This is a genomic window from Pseudomonas graminis (assembly GCF_900111735.1).
GTDB lineage: Bacteria > Pseudomonadota > Gammaproteobacteria > Pseudomonadales > Pseudomonadaceae > Aquipseudomonas > Aquipseudomonas graminis.
Genome location: NZ_FOHW01000015.1, coordinates 25002 through 45367, shown reverse-complemented (window position 1 = coordinate 45367; position 20366 = coordinate 25002). Strand labels below are relative to the sequence as shown.

Here is a 20366-nt window from a genome sequence, read left to right as displayed (position 1 = left end):
AGGTGTCGACTTATCCTTGAGTGCGACACCATTGGGCCGGATCACTAGGGCGACCCTGCTGACGAATAGCGAAATACAACGCCGGAGTGTCCTGACCACCACCACTGTTACCGACAGTGGAGATCGCTTCTCCGGCTTTTACGACGTCACCGGCCTCTTTCAACAGGCTCTGGTTGTGACCGTACAGACTCAAATAACCATTGCCGTGGTCGAGGATGACCAGAAGCCCGGCGCCACGCAACCAGTCGGCGAAGACCACCCGACCACCGTGCACCGCGCGGACCTGGCTGCCTGCAGCAGCACTGATCATCACGCCATCCCACTTGGTGCGTTCGTCATCGCCACGGCTTTCGCCGAATCGCGCCAACAATCGACCATCGACAGGCCAAGGAAGTTTTCCCTTCGCTTGCTCAAAAGCCCCGCCGTAGGACTGACCGGCACTGGAAACCATCGCGCCGGGCGCCTTGGTGGGACGACGAGGCGCTTCATCGCGGTCGTCCTTCCCGTCGTCTTTAGCCCGGTTTTTCGCCAGCGCTTCCTGCTCGCGCTGGCGTTTTTCGGCTTCCTGTTGCGCAAGCAACGCCTTCTGGCGTGCCTCTTCGGCTTCGCGGGCCTGACGGGCGAGGGTTTCTTCGATGGTTTTGAGGACATTGGTCAGATCGGTTTGATCCTGCTGTCGCGATTGCAGCTTCTGGTCGCGGGCTTTGTAATCCTGATTCAGCTTGGCCAGCGCGACCTGACGTTCCTGGCGGACGGTGTCGAGCTGGGCCTTCTGGTCATCCAGCGAACTCTTCTGCACCAGAAGCTGCGCTTGCTGCAGGTCGATGTTTTTCTCGACGTCGGCCAGCTGGCGCAGGGTTTCGTTGAAGCTGCGCAACTGCTCCAGGCGGGCCTTGCTCAGGTAATCGTAATAGGTGAGGGTGCGGGCGAATTTTTCGGGGTTCTGCTGATTGAGCAGCAGTTTGAGGTATTCCTGGCGGCCGCTCTGATAAGCAGCGCGGGCCTGGATGGCGATCAATCGTTGTTGTTCAACGCGTGCGCTCTGGAGTTTTTTTTTCTCCTGGTCGAGCCGTTGCAGCTCGCTTTCACTCTTTTTTAGTTCCTTTTGCAGGGCCTCCACCTGCTTTTCCAGCTTGCCCATTTCGGTTTCAGTGGAGCGCAGGTCCTTCTGGACCCCGGACTTTTCTTCCTGCAACTGGCTCAGCGCTTTCTTCAGTTCGGTGATGTCCTGACGTGTGGCATCCAGCTGTTTCTGCGTTTGTGCGCGATCGTCGTCGGCGAAGGCCGGATTGAGCAGACAAATCAAGGCGAGGGTGATCAGGGCGCGAAGCATGAGGTTGGGCGATACCAGGAGTAAAGACGGGCCTAGTATGCCCGGCGGTGGCTGCAAAAAAAACGCTCGGACGACGTGGCCGTCAGACATTTCATACAAAACCGGCCCGCCAGCGACTGACGGGCCGGTTTGAGGGGCTTACTTGGCGACCAGAATCGGCGTGCCGGTCATTTCTTGCGGGATTTCCATGCCAAGCAGCATCAGCATGGTCGGCGCCACGTCTGCCAATACACCGCCTTCACGCACCTTCAGGTCACGCTTGCCTACATAAACGAAAGGCACCGGCTCTGTGGTGTGGGCGGTGTGGGGCTGGTGGGTCTCCTCGTTGGTCATCTGTTCGACGTTACCGTGGTCGGCCGTGATCAGCGCTTCGCCGCCGACTTTTTCCAGCGCCTGGGTGATGCGGCCAACGCATACGTCCAGGCATTCGACGGCCTTGACCGCTGCTTCCATGATCCCGCTGTGGCCGACCATGTCGCCGTTGGCGTAGTTGACGACGATCACGTCGTAACGCTGATGCTCGATCGCGTCGACGATTCTGTCGGTGACTTCCGGCGCGCTCATTTCCGGCTGCAGGTCGTAGGTCGCGACTTTCGGGGACGGGATCAGGATGCGTTCTTCGCCGGGGAACGGTTCTTCACGGCCGCCCGAGAAGAAGAACGTCACGTGGGCGTACTTCTCGGTCTCGGCGATGCGCAGCTGCGTCTTGCCGTTGTTCGAGAGGTATTCACCCAGCACGTTGTGCAGGCCGGCTTTTTCGAACGCCGCAGGCGCGTCGATGTTGGCGGCGTACTTGGTCAGCGTGACGAAACCGGCCAGTCTGGCCTGACGCCGACGGGCGAAGTCCGCGAAATCGTCTTCGACGAACACGCGGGTCAATTCGCGGGCACGGTCGGAGCGGAAGTTCATGAACACCACCGCGTCGCCGTCTTCCACTGTCACCGGCGCACCGATGCTGGTGGCTTTGACGAATTCGTCGTTTTCGCCACGCTCATAAGCGGCGTCCAGCGCGGCCTTGGCGGTGTCGGCGTGGAATTCCGATGTGCCGTCGACGATCAGGTTGTAGGCGGATTCGACACGGTCCCAACGATTGTCGCGGTCCATGGCGAAGTAACGGCCGATGATCGTGGCGGTGCGACCTTTGCCCAGGCGCGCGTAGGCGGCTTCCATGGTGGCGAGGTATTGATGCGCGCTGCGCGGTGGCGTGTCGCGGCCATCAAGGAAGGCGTGCAAGTAGATCTTGTCGGCGCCGCGCTGGGCAGCCAGCTCAACCATCGCCACCAAGTGATCTTCATGGCTGTGAACGCCGCCGTCGGACAGCAGGCCGAGGATGTGGACGGCCTTGCCAGCACCAACGGCCTGATCGACGGCTTTGCAGATGGCGGGGTTTTCGAAGAACTCGCCGTCGCGGATTGCTTTGGTCACGCGAGTGAAGTCCTGATACACCACGCGGCCGGCGCCCAGGTTCATGTGGCCGACTTCGGAGTTGCCCATCTGCCCGTCAGGCAGACCGACATCCATGCCGGACCCGGAGATCAAACCGTTCGGCATGGTCTGGTACAGGCGATCAAAGACCGGCATCTTCGCTGCGTAGACCGCATTGCCGTGGTGGCTGTCGCTGTGACCGAAGCCGTCCAGGATGATCAGAACCAAAGGTTTAGGCGTGGTAGTCATGAATCCCACTCTTGGCTAATAGGTGAAGTAGAAAAAAGATCGACAGTTTAGGGACAAGTTCAAATCAGCGACAAGCTAAACGGAGTGACTGCCGTACGGGCTTTGGCCGACCTTGGGGGCTGTGTATACTGGCCGACATTTTAACGCCCTGGAACCTGATGATGGTTGCTCACCTGATTGAATTTGCCACGAATCACTATTTGCTGACGGGTGCTTTCGTCATCCTGCTGGGCCTGCTGATCGCAACGGAGCTCAGCAAAGGTGGCCGCAGCCTGAGTACCGGCGAATTGACCGCGATGGTCAACCGCGATGAAGCCGTTGTCATCGACGTTCGTGCCAAGAAAGACTTCACTGCCGGCCACATCGTCGGCGCCGTGAATTTCCCCCAGGACAAAATCCTGACCCGCACAGCGGAACTGGAGAAGTTCAAGCCTAAGACCCTGATCATCGTCGACGCCGCTGGCCAGCACGCCGGCCATACCGCTCGTGAACTGTTGAAAGCGGGCTTCAACGCCGCCAAGCTGTCCGGTGGTGTTTCATCATGGCGCGGCGACAATCTGCCGTTGGTGAAGTGACATGACAGACGTCGTCGTCTACTCCAGCGATTACTGCCCTTATTGCTCCCGCGCGAAGTCGCTGCTGGCGGGCAAGGGCGTTGGCTTCCAAGAGATCAAGGTCGACGGCAAGCCACAGGTTCGCGCTGAAATGACCAAGAAAGCCGGGCGTACCTCGGTTCCGCAGATCTGGATCGGCTCGATCCATGTTGGCGGTTGCGATGACCTGTTCGCCCTGGAGCGCGCCGGCAAGCTGGATAAGCTGCTGAGCGCCTGAATTCGAGCCGGGATGTGGAAGCAATGGTTTGTTGCACAGCCCGGAAGCCTACAAGACCTCAATGCAAGGATTTGAGATGACTGATCAACCGAATAACGGCGCCATTTCCAACGAAGAAGAAGCACCGCAGTTTTCCCTGCAACGCATCTATGTTCGCGACTTGTCGTTCGAAGCGCCAAAAAGCCCGGCGATCTTCCGTCAGGAATGGACCCCGAGCGTCAGCCTGGACCTGAACACCCGCCAGAAGCAGCTGGAAAATGACTTCTACGAAGTCGTGCTGACCCTGTCCGTTGAAGTGAAGAACGGCGACGAAATCGCCTTCATCGCTGAAGTCCAGCAAGCCGGTATCTTCCTGATCAAGGGCCTGGATGCCAGCTCGATGAGCCACACCCTCGGCGCGTTCTGCCCGAACATCCTCTTCCCGTACGCTCGCGAAACCATCGACAGCCTGGTTGTCCGTGGTTCGTTCCCTGCGCTGATGCTGGCCCCGGTGAACTTCGACGCCCTGTACGCGCAAGAACTGCAACGCATGCAGGAAAGCGGCGAAATGCCAACGCCTACCGTCCAGTAAGCGTTGTCGCTGCAATAAAAAAGCGCCTGTATGGGCGCTTTTTTGTGGGCGGCGTATGAGGTACGGGCCGGGGCTGCTACTTGAACCCCAACTGCCGCCAGCCTTCATACACGGCAACCGCCACAGTATTCGACAGGTTCAGACTGCGGCAGCCTTCGCGCATCGGCAGGCGCAGGCGTTGGTCGCTCGACAGCGGATCCAGAACCTCCGGCGGCAGGCCCCGGCTTTCCGGGCCGAAGAGGAAGGCATCACCTTCTTCGAATTGCGCATCGTGGAAAACCCGCGAGCCCTTTGTGGTAAAAGCAAACAGCCGCGGGTGGCCAATGCTTTCAAGGCAGCTCGGCAGGTCGGCGTGACGATGCAGCGTGGCGTATTCGTGGTAATCAAGGCCGGCTCGACGCAGGCGCTTGTCATCCAGCTCGAAGCCCAGCGGCTCGATCAAATGCAGGCTGCAGCCGCTGTTGGCGCAGAGTCTGATGATGTTGCCGGTATTCGGCGGAATTTCTGGTTGAAAAAGGATCACGTGAAACATGCACGGCTCCGAACGAAAGGACGGGATGCATTCTACCCCTGAAGAAGACCCCAGGCCGAAGCTGTGGCCCAAGTTTCTGGGGTCGGTGGCGATCGTCGGTGTGATGGTAGGGCTGATGATCGGCCGCGTGACGACCCCGGACCCCATCCAGTTGCAAACCATTGAAGCGCTGCCGAACGGCGTTGCCGTGTGGTTCAACCGCGAACCGCAGCTCCATGGCGAACACATCGACGGCGCGGTGGCGTTGCTGTTTAACGCCCAGGGCCAGCCGCAGAAAGGCGAACTGAAGCTCAACGGCAAAGACGTGCGCTGGAGGGTGCAACGAAGTGATAAGGGGTTGTTGCTGAACCTGCTGGCGGCCCGTCCTCTGCACGGCGACTGGCGCGGTGCAACCCAGGACGGGCGCTGGAGACTGGAGGTCAGTCTCCGAGAGGAATAAAAGAGGGGAATCCCCGGCCTGCCTGTACCAAGGTCCCCAAAACTGGTGATGTATAACCCATTGCAGCGTGCGTGCCAGTTTTGAGAAAACTCTGTAGGAATATTCGTAATGTCCTGCAGGTGTCCGGTTTAGGGCCTTGTAGACTCTGTTTTTTCAGTGCCTGCGTGGAGCTTAGGTTCGAATCGGCTTTCGGAGTTGGACGTTTGGTGAGCGTTTTTGCACGCTATTCGCGCATTTTCCGCACTTAAGTGACCAAAGTGATGCACGCAGGAAGGGTGGCCTCCGTAAGCGCACCTTAAATCATTGACCATGGGTAGTTGACTGGCGTGGTTCGCATACGCAACCGCCCACGCAGTGGCTCCATCGAAAGAGCGTGTTCCCCGCTGGCGTTTCATCGAAACGTCACAATTTGTAAATACGATCGCGACGCCCGCTCAGAGATGATCTTGCCGAATCGTAGGCTGCCCTGCGGGCAGATCTGGAGGGCGGCAGGTGGAAAGCGGCGAATGTGAGGTTCGATTCGAGCGCGGAAGACATTTTTCGGGACGTTTGCAAAAAACAGACGGACTGCAGGGTGACAACTGCAATATTCCCGACTACCCAAGCCGAAAAATCATTGATTTCAGTAGCTTATAACCGTATTTCTCAACCGGTTTCGCACGCAGACCGTGACTTGCCGGTCAAGTTCCAGTTGTACGACGGCTCCAAAGTACCGATCTGACGAACGGCACTGAAATATGATTTGGGAATTACGGATTAGGGCCGATACACTCCGCAACGGACGGCTGAAACGGCTTGTGACATATAACTGCCTGGCATAAAGGCAGGTCTCAAAAGTCGTTTTGGGTTTAAAGGATTTACCTTACCTCGCAGCCAGTTGTAACGCGGTCTAGTCAATTAGTCTTGGGGCCATTGACTCACCGAGTCAGGTCCGGCGCTAATCGCGCATCCTCGGTTTTGAGCCTTAGGCTCGGGCCCGGGAACTACAAAAATTAGATTCATGAGGAGCGATACACAATGAAGAAGTCCACCCTGGCCTTGGCCGTATACGCAGGTGTCTTGGCTACTCAGGCCGGTGCAGCTGGTTTCCTGGATGACAGCAAAGCGACACTCAGTTCTCGTACTTTGTATTTCGAACAAGATCCTCGCGAAAACCCTAGCGCCAGAGCCAAAGCGCAAGATCAGCGCCAGACCGCCCAGGGTTTTCTGTTCAACTTCATTTCTGGCTACACCCCGGGTACCGTTGGCTTCGGTCTCGACGTGCAAGGCATGTACGGCATCAACTTGAGCGGTGGTATCGACAACCGCCTTCCAACGACCGCCAACACCGTGTCTCCAACCAGCTCCGACGGCTCGCCAGTTGCTGACTGGGCCCGTGCTGGCGCCAACGCCAAGGTCAAACTGTCCAAGACCGAGCTGAAGATCGGTAACGCTCTGCAGCCAAACCTGCCGATCCTGGTATCCAACGACAGTCGTCTGCTGCCGCAAACCTTTGAAGGTGGCATCGTCACTTCCAAGGAAATCGACAACCTGACGCTGACCGCCGGTAAGCTGACCCAGGCTGCTGGTCGTGCGTCCAGCAACTATGCTGACATGTCCCTGGCAGGTGGTTACAAAGGCTCCAACAACTTCCAGTTTGCGGGCGGCGATTACAAAGTCACCAAAGACCTGACCGTTCAGTACTACTACGCCAACCTGGAAGACTACTACAAGCAGCACTTCCTGGGCCTGGTACACGTTCTGCCGATTGCTGAGGACCAGTCGTTCAAGACTGACCTGCGTTATTTCCACAGTACCTCTGATGGTGAGAACTCGAACCAGCGCGTCAACACGGGTTACCGCTTCGCCAACGGTTATAGCGACAACGGTGAAGTCGACAACAACACTTGGACTGCAATGTTCACCTACACCTTGGGTGGCAGCGCATTCCTGTTGGGTTACCAGTCTGTGAGTGACGATGGCGGCATGCCGATCATGAACAACACCAGCGTGACTCGCGACAATGTTAATGGCGGGCGTAACGAAGGCGAAGGTGGTAACTCCGTTTACCTCTTCACCGACAGCATGATCACCAACTTCACCCGCGCCGGTGAGAAGACTCGCTTCGGCCAATACTCGTACGACTTCGCACGTTTGGGCGTTCCTGGCCTGAAAGCCGCTGTTGCCTACTTGCACGGCGATCAGATCCGTACCAGCGCTACCGCTGAACGTTCTTCCGAGTGGGAACGTGACATGCGTCTGGACTACGTATTCCAGGACGGTTTAATGAAGGGCTTCGGCATCACGCTGCGTCGCGCCAACCTGCGTACCGACCTGCCAGTCGCTAGTCAGGCTGACACCGACCAGACCCGTGTGGTCCTCAACTACACCTACGCCTTCAAGTAAGCGTGATGTGTTGAACAGAGCCCCGCTTCGGCGGGGCTTTTTTATGCCTGAAACCCTGCCATTCAGCACGAATCGTTCCTTTTGTTTTCAGATGTCGGGATGCACAGTGATTGATAACTCATCATCCAAGGAGCACGACTAAATGGGCCTTAAACTCGGCGACATCGCACCCGACTTCGAACAGAACTCCAGCGAAGGACCGATCAGGTTTCACGAGTGGCTGGACGGCAAATGGGCGGTATTGTTTTCGCACCCCGCTGACTTCACCCCCGTCTGCACCACCGAGCTGGGCTTCACCGCAAAACTGAAAGACGAATTCGACAAGCGCAACGTCAAGGCGATTGCCTTGTCCGTTGACTCGGCCGAATCCCACACGCAGTGGATCGGCGACATCAACACCACGCAGAACACCCTCGTGAACTTTCCGATCCTGGCGGACGAGGATCGCAAGGTCTCCGAGCTTTACGACCTGATTCACCCCAATGCCAGCGAAACCCTGACGGTGCGTTCGCTGTTCGTGATCGACCCGAACAAGAAGATCCGCCTGACCATCACCTACCCGGCCAGCACCGGCCGCAACTTCCACGAGATCCTGCGGGTAATCGACTCGCTGCAGCTGACCGACAACTACAAAGTCGCGACGCCGGCTAACTGGAAGGATGGCGAAGACGTTGTGATCGTGCCGTCGATCAAGGACGAAGCAGAGATCAAAGAGCGCTTCCCCAAAGGCTATAAAGCCGTTACGCCTTACCTGCGTCTGACGCCACAGCCGAACCGCTGACACACACGTTTCAACCACGACATGAGGGCCGACTTGTCGGCCCTTTTTCATGAGTCCTGTGTTCGATCAACTGCGTTCAATTAAAGAAGCCGCGTGATGCTCTCACCTGTAGGAGCGCGCTTGCCCGCGATTGCGGTCTTCCTGTGACATGAGCATCGTCTGAAATGATGCATTCGCGGGCAAGCGCGCTCCTACAGGGTAGGGCGTCGGGCCACGGCAGCTCTTATATTCTATTTGGTGCTAACCAAATGAATAAATATGATTTTAGAGAATAACAATCCCCTGTTATGGTCTTTCCGTCCTGGCGAGATCGCCGGCCATGAATCCCTTTCTGCCTTACTGGTCCGCCATCGGACGAGCAGGTGCCACCTCTTAGCTACACACCAAAGGAGCGTGCCATGGGCACCGTTATTTTGCGTCGAGGCCTGGTCGCTCTGTTTGCTGCGGCGGTTTCCTTCGGCGTCCTTGCTCAGGCGCAGGCCGACACCTTGCGCATCGGTTATCAGAAATACGGCACGCTGGTGCTACTCAAGGCCAAAGGTTCGCTCGAGAAAAAACTCGCCGATCAAGGCGTGCAGGTCCAGTGGACCGAGTTTCCCGGTGGGCCGCAGCTGCTTGAAGGCCTGAACGTGGGCTCGATCGACTTCGGCGTAACTGGCGAAACCCCGCCCGTGTTTGCCCAGGCTGCCGGCGCTGATCTGCTGTATGTCGCCGCCGAACCGCCAGCGCCCACCAGCGAAGCGATCCTGGTGCCCAAGGATTCGCCGATCACTTCGGTCAAAGACCTCAAAGGCAAGAAAGTCGTCCTCAACAAAGGCTCCAACGTGCACTACCTGTTGGTGCGCGCCTTGGAAGAAGCCGGCTTGAAGTACACCGATATCCAGACCGTTTTCCTGCCGCCCGCCGATGCCCGTGCAGCCTTCGAACGCGGTAGCGTCGATGCCTGGGTGATCTGGGATCCTTACCAGGCCGCCGCCGAGCAGCAACTTCAGGCCAAGACCCTGCGCGACGGCAAAGGCATTGTCGACAACAACCAGTTCTACCTGGCGACCAAACCCTATGCGCAGCAGCATCCCAAGGTGATCCAGACCCTGGTTGGGGAAGTGCGCGCCGTTGGCGAATGGTCCAAGGCCAACCCGGAAGAGGTCACCAAGCAGGTCGCGCCGCTGCTCGGCCTGCCGGAAGACATCACGCGCACGGCGGTGAAGCGTCAGGGTTACGGTGCCGTGTTCATCACACCCGAGACGGTCGCGGCGCAACAGAAAATCGCCGACACCTTCTACCAGCTCAAGCTGATCCCTAAACCTTTGCGCATTGCTGATGTGATCTGGACGCCACCCGCTGCTGTCGCGAAAGCGCAGTAAGCCCGGCAATTGGAAGGAGACAACTCCATGAGCGTTGAAAGAGTCACCCACAGACTGGCGCCTTGGTTGCTACCGGTCCTGTTGCTGGCGATCTGGCAGCTGGCGGTCAGCGCGGGCTGGCTGTCTACCCGCATTCTGCCAGCCCCGAGCGCAGTGATTGAGGCCGGCGTCACGCTGGTGCGCAGCGGCGAAATCTGGACCCATCTGGCGATCAGTGGCTGGCGTGCAGGGATTGGGTTTGCCATCGGCGGCGCGATCGGTCTGGCGCTCGGCTTCATTACCGGGCTGTCGAAATGGGGCGAAAGGCTGCTCGACAGCTCGGTGCAGATGATCCGCAACGTGCCCCACCTGGCGCTGATTCCGCTGGTCATCCTGTGGTTCGGCATCGACGAGACCGCGAAGATATTTCTGGTGGCGCTGGGCACGCTGTTCCCGATTTACCTGAACACGTACCACGGTATTCGCAATATCGACCCGGCGCTGGTGGAGATGTCCCGCAGCTACGGTTTGAGCGGCTTCGGACTGTTCCGCCACGTGATTCTGCCGGGCGCGATGCCTTCGATTCTGGTCGGCGTGCGGTTCGCGCTGGGCTTTATGTGGCTGACCCTGATCGTCGCGGAAACCATCTCGGCCAGCTCCGGCATCGGGTATCTGGCGATGAATGCTCGGGAGTTTCTGCAGACCGACGTGGTGGTACTGGCGATCGTCCTCTACGCCGTACTCGGCAAACTGGCAGACCTCGCGGCGCGTGGTCTGGAACGGGTCTGCCTGCGTTGGCACCCGGCGTATCAAGTAGCTAAAGGTGGCGCGCAATGAGCAATCTCCAACAACCGGCGAACCTGTTGCGCGGAATTCCCTTGCAGGTCCGCAAGCTGAAGAAGACCTTCGGCTCGCGGGAGGTCTTGAAAGATATCGATCTGCACATCCCGGCCGGCCAGTTCGTGGCGGTCGTGGGCCGAAGCGGCTGCGGCAAGAGCACGTTACTGCGCCTGCTGGCGGGCCTTGATCAACCGTCGAGCGGCCAACTGCTGGCCGGTAACGGCTCGCTGGCGGATGCACGGGAAGACACCCGACTGATGTTCCAGGAAGCGCGTTTGCTGCCGTGGAAAAAGATCATCGACAACGTCGGCCTTGGCCTCAGCGGCGACTGGCGTGGCAAAGCGCTGGAAGCGCTGGAGGCAGTGGGTCTGGCCGAGCGCGCCAACGAATGGCCGGCGGCGTTATCTGGGGGGCAAAAACAACGGGTGGCGCTGGCCCGTGCGCTGATTCACCAGCCCCGCCTGTTGCTGCTCGACGAGCCCCTTGGCGCGCTGGATGCCCTGACCCGAATCGAGATGCAGCAGTTGATCGAAAACCTGTGGAAGAAGCACGGCTTCACCGTCTTGCTGGTCACCCACGACGTCAGCGAAGCCGTCGCCATTGCCGACCGGGTCTTGCTGATCGAAGAGGGCCGCATCGGTCTTGATTTGCAGGTTGATCTGGCCCGTCCGAGGGCGCGCGGCTCCTACCAACTGGCCGCGTTGGAAACCGAAGTGCTCAACCGCGTGTTGTCGCTGCCAGGCAACCCGCCCGACCCCGAACCGACTTCACCGCTGCCCACGCAACTGCGTTGGGCCAACTAACTCCAGAGGCAATCTTGCCCTCGGAACTGATCTCACAAAGGAAGCCTTACCATGACTATCAAAGCCATCAACGTGCGTAACCAGTTCAAAGGCACCATCAAGGAAATCGTCACCGGCGACGTGCTGTCCGAGATCGACGTGCAGACCGCGTCGGGTGTCGTTACCTCTGTCATCACCACCCGCTCGGTGAAAGAGCTGGAGCTGGTGGTCGGCAGCGAAGTGATCGCGTTCGTGAAATCCACCGAGGTGTCGATCGCCAAGTTGTGATCGATGCTGGATCGCAAGCGACGTCGGTACGTGTAGGAGCGCGCTTGCCCGCGAATGTGGGGTGTCAGTGACTGGATATTTAGCTGACCCACCGCATTCGCGGGCAAGCGCGCTCCTACAGTGGATCTTGGCCACGCACGCAATCGTTGGGGCACACAAAATCCGTAGGAGTCGGCTTGCTGGCGAACGCGGTGGGTCTGAAATGGAGATTGTTGACTGATACACCGCAATCGCGAGCAAGCTCACTCCTACAGTTGATCTTGGCCACGCACGCAATCGTTGGCGCCTAGCGGATCGGTGAGTCCACAGCCTCTGTGTGGTCTAACCAGATTCAGATTTGCCGGGGCCTACAGGTTTTGTGAGCGCTTTGGCAAATACGGCGGCAGGTACAACCCCAGATACGCATCAAACACCCGCAATCCTTCCTCGGCCATGCGCGGGGTGATCGCGTTGTGCAATTGCACCGAGCGCGCGTACACCCGATCCGCAAGTTCCAGCGCCAGGGCAAACACCTCGACATCATCAGGCAGCGTCGGCAGTTGGAAATGCCGGGCGAACAGCTCATGCATGAGGTTGCCCAGTTCAATGTCGTGCTGACGATCCGCCTGAGTGACTTCGGTCAAACCGTGCTGGGCGAGGATCAACTGTCGCGCGGCAGCGTCATCGCTGTAGATCGCGAGCATGCGCGATTCCACCACGTGGGACAGGTCGCGCCACTGGTTTAACTGATCATGATCGATGGGCTGCTGCAGGCTTTCGCGAAACGCTTCGTGGACATCGGCCGTGAGCGCTTCGAGCAGCGCCGGCACGCTGGCGAAGAAGTGATACACGGAAGAGGGCGGGATCTCGGCCCGTTCGGCGACGCTGTAGATGGAAAGGCTCCCCACGCCGTGCGAGGCCAGCAGCGCACGTGCGGCATCAAGGATCGAGTCGATCCGCGCCTGACTGCGTGCGCGAGGTTTGCGGGGTGGGGCAAGGCGGGTCATCAGTGCTCTCTCGGTCGGGGCCGACGGCATTCTACAGTGGCAGCCGGGAGATTGCCTTCCCGGCTGAAGCCGGTCCCACAGGGTGTCCGCGCAGCTCATGAATGAAAAACGCCACCGATTCTCTCGAAAAGGTGGCGTTTTCTTGACCGTGCAGCCATCAAACCGTGTGCAGGTACCAGTTGTATTCAAGGTCGGAGATGGAGTGCTCGAACTCCTCCAGCTCACTTTCCTTGCACGCAACGAAGATATCGATGTACTTCGGATCGATGTACTTGGCCATGACTTCGCTGTCGTCCAGCTCGCGCAGTGCATCACGCAGGTTGTTCGGCAAGCTCTGCTCGTTCTGCTCGTAGGAGTTGCCTTCTACGGGCGGACCGGGCTCGATCTGGTTGGTCAGGCCATGGTGAATGCCTGCCAGCACCGAAGCCATCAGCAGATACGGGTTGGCATCCGCACCGGCAACCCGGTGTTCGATGCGTACCGAGTCGGCCGTTCCGGTAGGTACGCGCACGGCCACGGTCCGGTTATCCAGACCCCAGCACGGCGAGTTCGGAACGTAGAACTGGGCACCAAACCTGCGGTATGAATTGACGTTCGGGCACAGGAACGCCATCTGCGCGGGTAGGGTCTCGAGCACACCGCCGATCGCATGACGCAATGCGGCGTTCTGCTCGGGATCCTCGCTGGTGAAGATGTTTTTGCCATCACGATCAAGGATCGAGATGTGCACGTGCAGACCGTTACCCGCCTGGCCTGGATAAGGCTTGGCCATGAAGGTGGTGTCCATCTCATGGTCGTAGGCGATGTTCTTGATCAGGCGCTTGAGCAGTACTGCGTAATCACAGGCTTTCAGCGCGTCGGCGGTGTGGTGCAGGTTCACTTCGAACTGCGCCGGAGCACTTTCCTTGACGATTGCGTCGGCTGGAATGCCTTGCTCTTTTGCACCTTCCAGAATGTCCTGGAGGCAGTCGACGTACTCGTCCAGGTCATCGATCAGGTAAACCTGCGTCGAGTGTGGACGTTTGCCGGAGATCGGCGAGCGCGGCGGTTGCGGACGGCCGTTCACGTTTTCCTGATCGATCAGGTAGAACTCAAGCTCGAATGCAGCGCAGATGGTCAGGCCCATCTCGTCGAACTTGCTGACAACCTGGCGCAGCACTTCGCGCGGATCCGCGAAGAAGGGCGTGCCTTCCAGTTCGTGCATGGTCATCAGGAGTTGTGCGGTAGGACGCTTCTGCCAGGGCTCATTGCAGAGAGTGTCGGGGATTGGATAGCAGATTCGGTCAGCGTCACCGATGTCCAGACCCAGACCGGTGCTTTCCACCGTCGAGCCGTTGATATCCAGTGCGAATAGGGAAGCTGGGAGGTTGATGCCTTTCTCGTAAACCTTATGAAGGCTGGTGCGTTCGATGCGCTTGCCGCGCACCACTCCATTCATATCTGCAATCAGAAGGTCAACGTATAGAACCTCAGGATGTTCCTTAAGGAACGCGTTCGCTTCGTTGAGCTGAACGGCACGCGGGGGTACCGACATGATGCAACACCTTTGTTGTTGAAAATATCAATCATCGAGCATTACGGGTTTCAGTCAATCCGAAAGGCCAGACGAAGTCAAGGGACCCCTGATTTGCCCTAAAAGGGCGCCGGGACGCCACTTTCGCCGCACTTTAGGGCAGGTTTTGTGCGCTGAGCGTCATGGAAACTGCGGGCTTGAGCAGGGCGTTTTTTATTTTTTACGGGTGTGTTGTGGAAAAAAATGAACAACGCTAAGCTCGATTGCAACCCATAACAGCAATAATACCGGGGGTCCCATGCTTCGCCTTCCGCTGATCGGCCTTACCGCCTGCACTCAGCCATTCGGGCGCCTGTTTTTCACATCACACGCTTTCAGTGTAGCGGTCCGGCAGGCTCGCCGGGCATTGCGAATGCCTCTGCGTGGCACCTCGACACCTTACTCTTTATCCACGCACCCATTCCACCGGGCGCGCCTTTTGCTTCGGCTGACTAACCCGGCCAGAGCTCTCTGCGGCATCCGCGGCCGCGCGTTTTGCACAGGCACGACTATCTTTGAGTCTTCCAGGCAGTGGGCGATTGCAGGACCGGCTTCAGCCGGGAAGGGGCCGGTAACTTAGACGATGCCTGCTGAAAACCAGCAGCACCGCCAGCGCTTCAAAGAACGCCTGACCGCCATGACGGCGACCAGGAATTAAAACCCTGAGGTATTTATGAGTACCAACCTCGACCAGCTCACCGATTGGTTGAAAGAACACAGGATTACCGAAGTCGAATGCATGATCGCCGACCTCACCGGTATCACACGGGGCAAGATTTCACCGACCAACAAGTTCATTGCTGAAAAGGGCATGCGCTTGCCGGAAAGCGTACTGCTCCAGACCGTGACGGGCGATTACGTCGAAGACGACATCTACTACGAATTGCTGGACCCTGCAGACATCGACATGTTCTGCCGTCCTGACCAGAGCGCGGTGTTTCTGGTCCCTTGGGCCATCGAGCCGACTGCGCAGGTGATCCACGACACCTACGACAAGCAAGGCAACCCCATCGAGCTGTCCCCGCGCAACGTCCTCAAGAAAGTACTCAAGCTCTACGCCGATCAAGGCTGGCAGCCGATCGTGGCGCCGGAGATGGAGTTCTATCTGACCAAGCGCAGCGACGACCCCGACTACCCGCTGCAGCCACCGGTGGGTCGCTCGGGTCGTCCGGAAACCGGTCGTCAGTCGTTCTCCATCGAAGCCGCCAACGAATTCGACCCGCTCTTCGAAGACGTCTACGACTGGTGCGAACTGCAAAACCTCGACCTGGACACGCTGATTCACGAAGACGGCACCGCGCAGATGGAGATCAACTTCCGTCACGGCGACGCGCTGTCTCTGGCGGACCAGATTCTGGTGTTCAAGCGCACCATGCGCGAAGCCGCCCTCAAGCACGATGTGGCCGCGACTTTCATGGCCAAGCCCATGACCGGCGAGCCCGGCAGCGCCATGCACCTGCACCAGAGCATCATCGACATCGAGACGGGCAAGAACATCTTCTCCAATGAAGATGGCACGATGAGTCAGCTGTTTCTGCAACACATCGGCGGTCTGCAAAAGCTGATCCCCGAGCTGTTGCCGCTGTTCGCGCCCAACGTCAACTCGTTCCGCCGCTTCCTGCCGGACACCTCCGCGCCGGTGAACGTTGAGTGGGGCGAAGAAAACCGCACCGTTGGCCTGCGCGTTCCCGACGCCGGCCCACAGAACCGCCGTGTGGAAAACCGTCTACCCGGTGCCGATGCCAATCCATATCTGGCCATCGCCGCCAGCCTGTTGTGCGGTTTCATCGGCATGGTCGAGGGCCTGAACCCCAGCGCCCCTGTGGTCGGACGTGGTTACGAGCGTCGTAACCTGCGCTTGCCGTTGACCATCGAAGACGCGCTGGAGCGCATGGAAAACAGCAAGACGGTCGAAAAGTACCTCGGCAAGAAATTCATCACCGGCTACGTCGCGGTCAAGCGCGCCGAGCACGAAAACTTCAAGCGTGTGATCAGTTCGTGGGAGCGGGAATTCCTGCTCTTTGCCGTCTGACGTCCCGGGGCGTCGCTGGATCCGAATGAATCCCGAGCGGATCGACGGCGCCCCACACGCGATACCAAAATGGAGTGATTCATGAGTTCCAACAACCCGCAAACCCGCGAATGGCAAGCCCTCAGCAGTGATCATCACCTGGCGCCGTTCAGCGACTTCAAGCAGCTGAAAGAGAAAGGCCCGCGCATCATCACCAAGGCCAAGGGCGTTTACCTCTGGGACAGCGAAGGCAACAAGATCCTCGACGGCATGGCCGGGCTCTGGTGTGTTGCCATCGGGTACGGTCGCGAAGAACTGGCCGATGCCGCCAGCAAGCAGATGCGCGAGCTGCCGTACTACAACCTGTTCTTCCAGACCGCTCACCCGCCGGCGTTGCAACTGGCCAAGGCGGTCTCCGATATCGCCCCCGAGGGCATGAACCATGTGTTCTTCACCGGCTCTGGCTCCGAGGGCAACGACACGGTGCTGCGGCTGGTGCGTCACTACTGGGCGATCAAGGGCCAGCCGAGCAAGAAAGTCATCATCAGCCGCGTTAACGGTTACCACGGCTCGACCGTCGCTGGCGCGAGCCTGGGCGGCATGACCTATATGCATGAGCAAGGCGACTTGCCGATTCCGGGCATCGTCCACATTCCGCAGCCTTACTGGTTCGGTGAAGGCGGCGACATGACCCCCGACGAGTTCGGCGTCTGGGCGGCCGAACAGCTGGAGAAGAAGATTCTCGAACTGGGCGTGGACAATGTCGGCGCGTTCATCGCCGAGCCGATTCAGGGGGCTGGCGGCGTTATCGTTCCGCCCGACACCTACTGGCCAAAGATCAAAGAGATCCTCGCCAAATACGACATCCTCTTCGTGGCCGATGAAGTGATCTGTGGCTTTGGTCGCACCGGCGAATGGTTCGGCAGTGACTTCTACGACCTCAAACCTGACCTGATGACCATTGCCAAGGGCCTGACCTCCGGCTACATCCCCATGGGTGGCGTCATCGTGCGCGACGAAGTGGTCAAGGTGCTGAACGAGGGCGGCGACTTCAACCACGGCTTCACCTACTCGGGTCACCCGGTGGCAGCAGCAGTGGGGCTGGAGAACATTCGCATTCTGAGTGAAGAAAAGATCGTCGAACGGGTCAAGTCTGAAACGGCACCCTATTTGCAAAAGCGTCTGCGCGAGCTGAGCGATCACCCGCTGGTGGGTGAAGTGCGGGGCGTCGGCATGCTGGGCGCCATCGAACTGGTAAAAGACAAGGCCACTCGTCAGCGTTATGCCGGCAAAGGCGCAGGCATGATTTGCCGCACTTTTTGCTTCAACAATGGCCTGATCATGCGGGCCGTGGGCGACACCATGATCATCTCGCCGCCGCTGGTGATTACCTTCGCCGAGATCGATGAACTGATCGAAAAGGCGCGCAAGTGCCTGGACCTGACGTTTGAGTCATTGCAGGGCTGAATTTTTACCGGGAAATTGCCAGACTATCCGCCGTCTAGACGCCGCTTACATAAAAACACTGGAGCCGTACGAATGAAGAAATTTGGCAAAACCCTCCTGGCCTTGTCCCTCATGGGCGCAGTGGCCGCCGCTGCACACGCCGATGACAAAGTGCTGCACGTCTATAACTGGTCCGATTACATCGCACCGAACACCATCGCCGACTTCGAAAAAGAGTCGGGCATCAAAGTGGTGTACGACGTGTTCGACAGCAACGAGACCCTGGAAGCCAAGCTGCTGGCCGGTAAATCGGGTTACGACATTGTTGTTCCGTCGAACAACTTTTTGGCCAAGCAGATCAAGGCCGGCGTCTATCAGGAGCTGGACAAGTCCAAGCTGCCAAATTACAAAAACCTCGACCCTGCGCTGTTGAAGGCCGTGTCGATCAGCGACCCGGATAACAAGCACGCATTCCCCTACATGTGGGGCTCGATCGGTATCGGCTACAACGCTGAAAAGGTCAAAGCTGCCTTGGGCGCTGATGCACCGGTCAACTCGTGGGATCTGCTGTTCAAGCCTGAGAACGCCGCCAAGCTGAAAGGCTGCGGTATCAGCTTCCTCGACTCGCCAACCGAAATGCTGCCAGTGGCGCTGCATTACCTGGGCCTGCCGACCGACACCCAGAAGAAGGAAGACCTGCAGAAGGCTGAGGATCTGTTCAAGAAGATTCGTCCTTCGATCACTTACTTCCACTCGTCCAAATACATCTCGGACCTGGCCAACGGCAACATCTGCGTAGCCGTGGGGTACTCGGGTGACATCTACCAGGCCAAGGCGCGCGCTGAAGAAGCGGGCGGCAAGGTCAAAGTCAGCTACAACATTCCGAAAGAAGGTGCAGGCAGCTTCTACGACATGGTCGCCATCCCGAAAGATGCCGAAAACGTCGAAGGCGCCTACAAGTTCATGAACTTCATCCTGCAACCGAAGGTGATGGCTGAAATCACCAACTCCGTTCACTTCCCGAACGGCAACAAGGCGGCCACCGAGTTCGTCGACAAGGACATCACGTCTGACCCGGGCGTTTACCCACCAGCCGACGTTCTGGCCAAGTTGTACGCGATCGCCGACTTGCCGGCGGCGACTCAGCGTTTGATGACCCGCAGCTGGACCAACATCAAATCCGGTAAATAAGGCTGACCGGGTGGGTCAAATGCCCCACCCAAACTGTGGGAGTGAGCTTGCTCGCGATGACGGCAGTGCATACGACGTTGATGTCCGCTGACACCCCCTCATCGCGAGCAAGCTCACTCCTACAGGTTTTGCGTTAGCCGTCATGACACCCGCGTCACAAAAAGTTTTTTTGCGAGAAGGGTTTATCGAAGGTAAGTTGCGCGCCGGATGTGTCACAGGCAGTCGTCACTGTCATCGGTACGGGCAACAGGCCCACCTACTAAAAAAGGACTGCACACGTGTCTATTTCTTTATTTTCAAAAGGCTTGCTACTCGGGGCCGGGCTTACGCTCGCTGCCGGTGCCTACGCGGATTCCACCGTTCGCATTTATAACTGGTCCGATTACATCGGCACCACAACGCTGGAGGACTTCACGTCCGCCACCGGGATCAAAACCAAGTACGACGTTTTCGACTCCAACGAAACCCTGGAAGGCAAGCTGCTGGCCGGCCACACCGGGTATGACGTGGTCGTGCCGTCCAATCACTTCCTCGGCAAACAGATCAAGGCCGGGGCGTTTCAGAAGCTCGACAAATCCCAGCTGCCCAATTATTCCAATCTCGACCCCGAACTGCTCAAGCGCCTGGAGAAGAACGACCCGGGCAACCAGTACGCCGTGCCGTATCTGTGGGGCACCAACGGCATCGGCTACAACGTCGACAAGATCAAGGAAGTGCTGGGCGTCGACACCATCGATTCCTGGGCCACGCTGTTCGAGCCCGAGAACATCAAGAAGCTGCAAAAGTGTGGCGTCGCGTTCCTCGACTCCGCTGACGAGATGCTGCCCGCCGTCCTCAACTACATGGGGCTGAATCCGAACAGCACCGACGAGAAAGACTACAAGGCCGCCGAGGCCAAGCTGCTCAAGGTCCGCCCGTACGTGACCTATTTCAACTCGTCCAAATACATCACTGACCTGGCCAACGGCGACATCTGCATCGCTGCCGGTTTCTCCGGTGACGTCTTCCAGGCCAAGGCCCGTGCCGCAGAGGCCGGCAAGGGCGTCAAGATTGCTTACTCGATTCCTAAAGAGGGCGGCAACCTGTGGTTCGACATGCTCGCGATCCCTTCGGATGCGCCGGACGTGAAGGCCGCTCACGCGTTCATCAACTACGTCCTCAAACCCGACGTCATCGCCAAGGTCAGTGACCAGGTGGGTTACGCCAACCCGAACCCGGCTTCAGGCGCGTTGATGGATCAGGCCATTCGTAACGACGGGGCGGTTTATCCTTCGAAGGAGATACAGGCGCGCCTGTACGTCAACTCCGAGCTGCCGCCCAAGATCCAGCGCGTCATGACGCGCAGCTGGACGAAGATCAAAACCGGTAAATAAAGACCTTG

General features: G+C 58.5%; 19 protein-coding genes. 14 read left to right on the top strand and 5 right to left on the bottom strand.

From position 1 onward, the window contains the following. Nucleotides 1-10 precede the first annotated feature (10 nt). Both BMY98_RS13150 and gpmI read right to left on the bottom strand, forming a co-directional pair. Nucleotides 11-1333, bottom strand: coding sequence for a murein hydrolase activator EnvC family protein (locus tag BMY98_RS13150; protein ID WP_074889807.1), 1323 nt, complete (start codon nucleotides 1331-1333; stop codon nucleotides 11-13). A gap of 138 nt (nucleotides 1334-1471) precedes the next feature. Beyond that, on the bottom strand, nucleotides 1472-3007 hold the full coding sequence (gpmI, locus tag BMY98_RS13145) for a 2,3-bisphosphoglycerate-independent phosphoglycerate mutase (RefSeq protein ID WP_074889805.1): 1536 nt from the start codon (nucleotides 3005-3007) through the stop codon (nucleotides 1472-1474). Between the two features lie 161 nt (nucleotides 3008-3168). On the opposite strand from gpmI, the gene BMY98_RS13140 reads away from it, so the two are divergent. From BMY98_RS13140 to secB, 3 genes are all read left to right on the top strand, one after another. After that, on the top strand, nucleotides 3169-3582 hold the full coding sequence (locus BMY98_RS13140) for a rhodanese-like domain-containing protein (RefSeq protein WP_065987378.1): 414 nt from the start codon (nucleotides 3169-3171) through the stop codon (nucleotides 3580-3582). Between the two features lies 1 nt (nucleotide 3583). Continuing rightward, complete coding sequence (gene grxC / locus BMY98_RS13135) at nucleotides 3584-3838, top strand: glutaredoxin 3 (RefSeq protein WP_074889802.1); 255 nt, start codon at nucleotides 3584-3586, stop codon at nucleotides 3836-3838. A 76-nt stretch (nucleotides 3839-3914) separates the two neighbouring features. Next, entirely contained in the window at nucleotides 3915-4409 is a 495-nt protein-coding gene (gene secB, locus BMY98_RS13130; RefSeq protein WP_074889799.1) for a protein-export chaperone SecB, read from the top strand. A gap of 76 nt (nucleotides 4410-4485) precedes the next feature. Here the strand turns inward: secB and BMY98_RS13125 are convergent, their stop codons facing one another. Further along, complete coding sequence (locus tag BMY98_RS13125) at nucleotides 4486-4941, bottom strand: tRNA (cytidine(34)-2'-O)-methyltransferase (RefSeq protein WP_037016260.1); 456 nt, start codon at nucleotides 4939-4941, stop codon at nucleotides 4486-4488. Between BMY98_RS13125 and BMY98_RS13120 the strand changes: the two genes are divergently transcribed. From BMY98_RS13120 to BMY98_RS13090, 7 genes are all read left to right on the top strand, one after another. Then, nucleotides 4940-5380: a hypothetical protein gene (locus BMY98_RS13120; RefSeq protein WP_074889798.1), complete on the top strand. Its 441-nt coding sequence runs from the start codon at nucleotides 4940-4942 to the stop codon at nucleotides 5378-5380. The two genes, BMY98_RS13125 and BMY98_RS13120, sit on opposite strands and share 2 nt — an antisense overlap. A gap of 1017 nt (nucleotides 5381-6397) precedes the next feature. After that, nucleotides 6398-7765, top strand: a complete 1368-nt coding sequence (locus BMY98_RS13115) for an OprD family porin (protein WP_074889796.1) — start codon at nucleotides 6398-6400, stop codon at nucleotides 7763-7765. Nucleotides 7766-7907: 142 nt separating this feature from the next. Then, entirely contained in the window at nucleotides 7908-8546 is a 639-nt protein-coding gene (locus BMY98_RS13110) for a peroxiredoxin (protein WP_074889793.1), read from the top strand. Between the two features lie 398 nt (nucleotides 8547-8944). Further along, nucleotides 8945-9910, top strand: a complete 966-nt coding sequence (locus BMY98_RS13105; protein ID WP_074889790.1) for a sulfonate ABC transporter substrate-binding protein — start codon at nucleotides 8945-8947, stop codon at nucleotides 9908-9910. Between the two features lie 27 nt (nucleotides 9911-9937). Next, entirely contained in the window at nucleotides 9938-10726 is a 789-nt protein-coding gene (gene ssuC / locus BMY98_RS13100; RefSeq protein WP_074889787.1) for an aliphatic sulfonate ABC transporter permease SsuC, read from the top strand. Then, entirely contained in the window at nucleotides 10723-11532 is an 810-nt protein-coding gene (gene ssuB / locus BMY98_RS13095) for an aliphatic sulfonates ABC transporter ATP-binding protein (RefSeq protein WP_074889785.1), read from the top strand. The genes ssuC and ssuB overlap by 4 nt, the downstream gene beginning before the upstream one ends. A gap of 51 nt (nucleotides 11533-11583) precedes the next feature. Continuing rightward, entirely contained in the window at nucleotides 11584-11799 is a 216-nt protein-coding gene (locus tag BMY98_RS13090; RefSeq protein WP_037016233.1) for a TOBE domain-containing protein, read from the top strand. Nucleotides 11800-12146: 347 nt separating this feature from the next. Here BMY98_RS13090 and BMY98_RS13085 read toward each other — a convergent pair whose 3' ends face one another. Both BMY98_RS13085 and BMY98_RS13080 read right to left on the bottom strand, forming a co-directional pair. After that, on the bottom strand, nucleotides 12147-12785 hold the full coding sequence (locus tag BMY98_RS13085) for a TetR/AcrR family transcriptional regulator (RefSeq protein WP_074889782.1): 639 nt from the start codon (nucleotides 12783-12785) through the stop codon (nucleotides 12147-12149). 157 nt (nucleotides 12786-12942) lie between these two features. Then, nucleotides 12943-14319, bottom strand: coding sequence for a glutamine synthetase family protein (locus BMY98_RS13080; protein ID WP_065987362.1), 1377 nt, complete (start codon nucleotides 14317-14319; stop codon nucleotides 12943-12945). A 691-nt stretch (nucleotides 14320-15010) separates the two neighbouring features. Here BMY98_RS13080 and BMY98_RS13075 point away from each other — a divergent pair. The 4 genes from BMY98_RS13075 (at nucleotide 15011) to BMY98_RS13060 (ending at nucleotide 20358) form a co-directional block, all read left to right on the top strand. Then, nucleotides 15011-16369: a glutamine synthetase family protein gene (locus tag BMY98_RS13075; protein ID WP_037016227.1), complete on the top strand. Its 1359-nt coding sequence runs from the start codon at nucleotides 15011-15013 to the stop codon at nucleotides 16367-16369. An 81-nt stretch (nucleotides 16370-16450) separates the two neighbouring features. Continuing rightward, the gene (locus BMY98_RS13070; RefSeq protein WP_074889779.1) at nucleotides 16451-17815 is read left to right on the top strand and encodes an aspartate aminotransferase family protein; all 1365 of its coding nucleotides are present in this window, start codon (nucleotides 16451-16453) and stop codon (nucleotides 17813-17815) included. 72 nt (nucleotides 17816-17887) lie between these two features. Next, nucleotides 17888-18985, top strand: coding sequence for a polyamine ABC transporter substrate-binding protein (locus BMY98_RS13065; protein ID WP_074889777.1), 1098 nt, complete (start codon nucleotides 17888-17890; stop codon nucleotides 18983-18985). Between the two features lie 278 nt (nucleotides 18986-19263). Next, a complete protein-coding gene (locus BMY98_RS13060) occupies nucleotides 19264-20358 on the top strand; it encodes a polyamine ABC transporter substrate-binding protein (protein ID WP_074889774.1) in 1095 nt (364 codons plus the stop codon). Nucleotides 20359-20366: the final 8 nt, after the last annotated feature.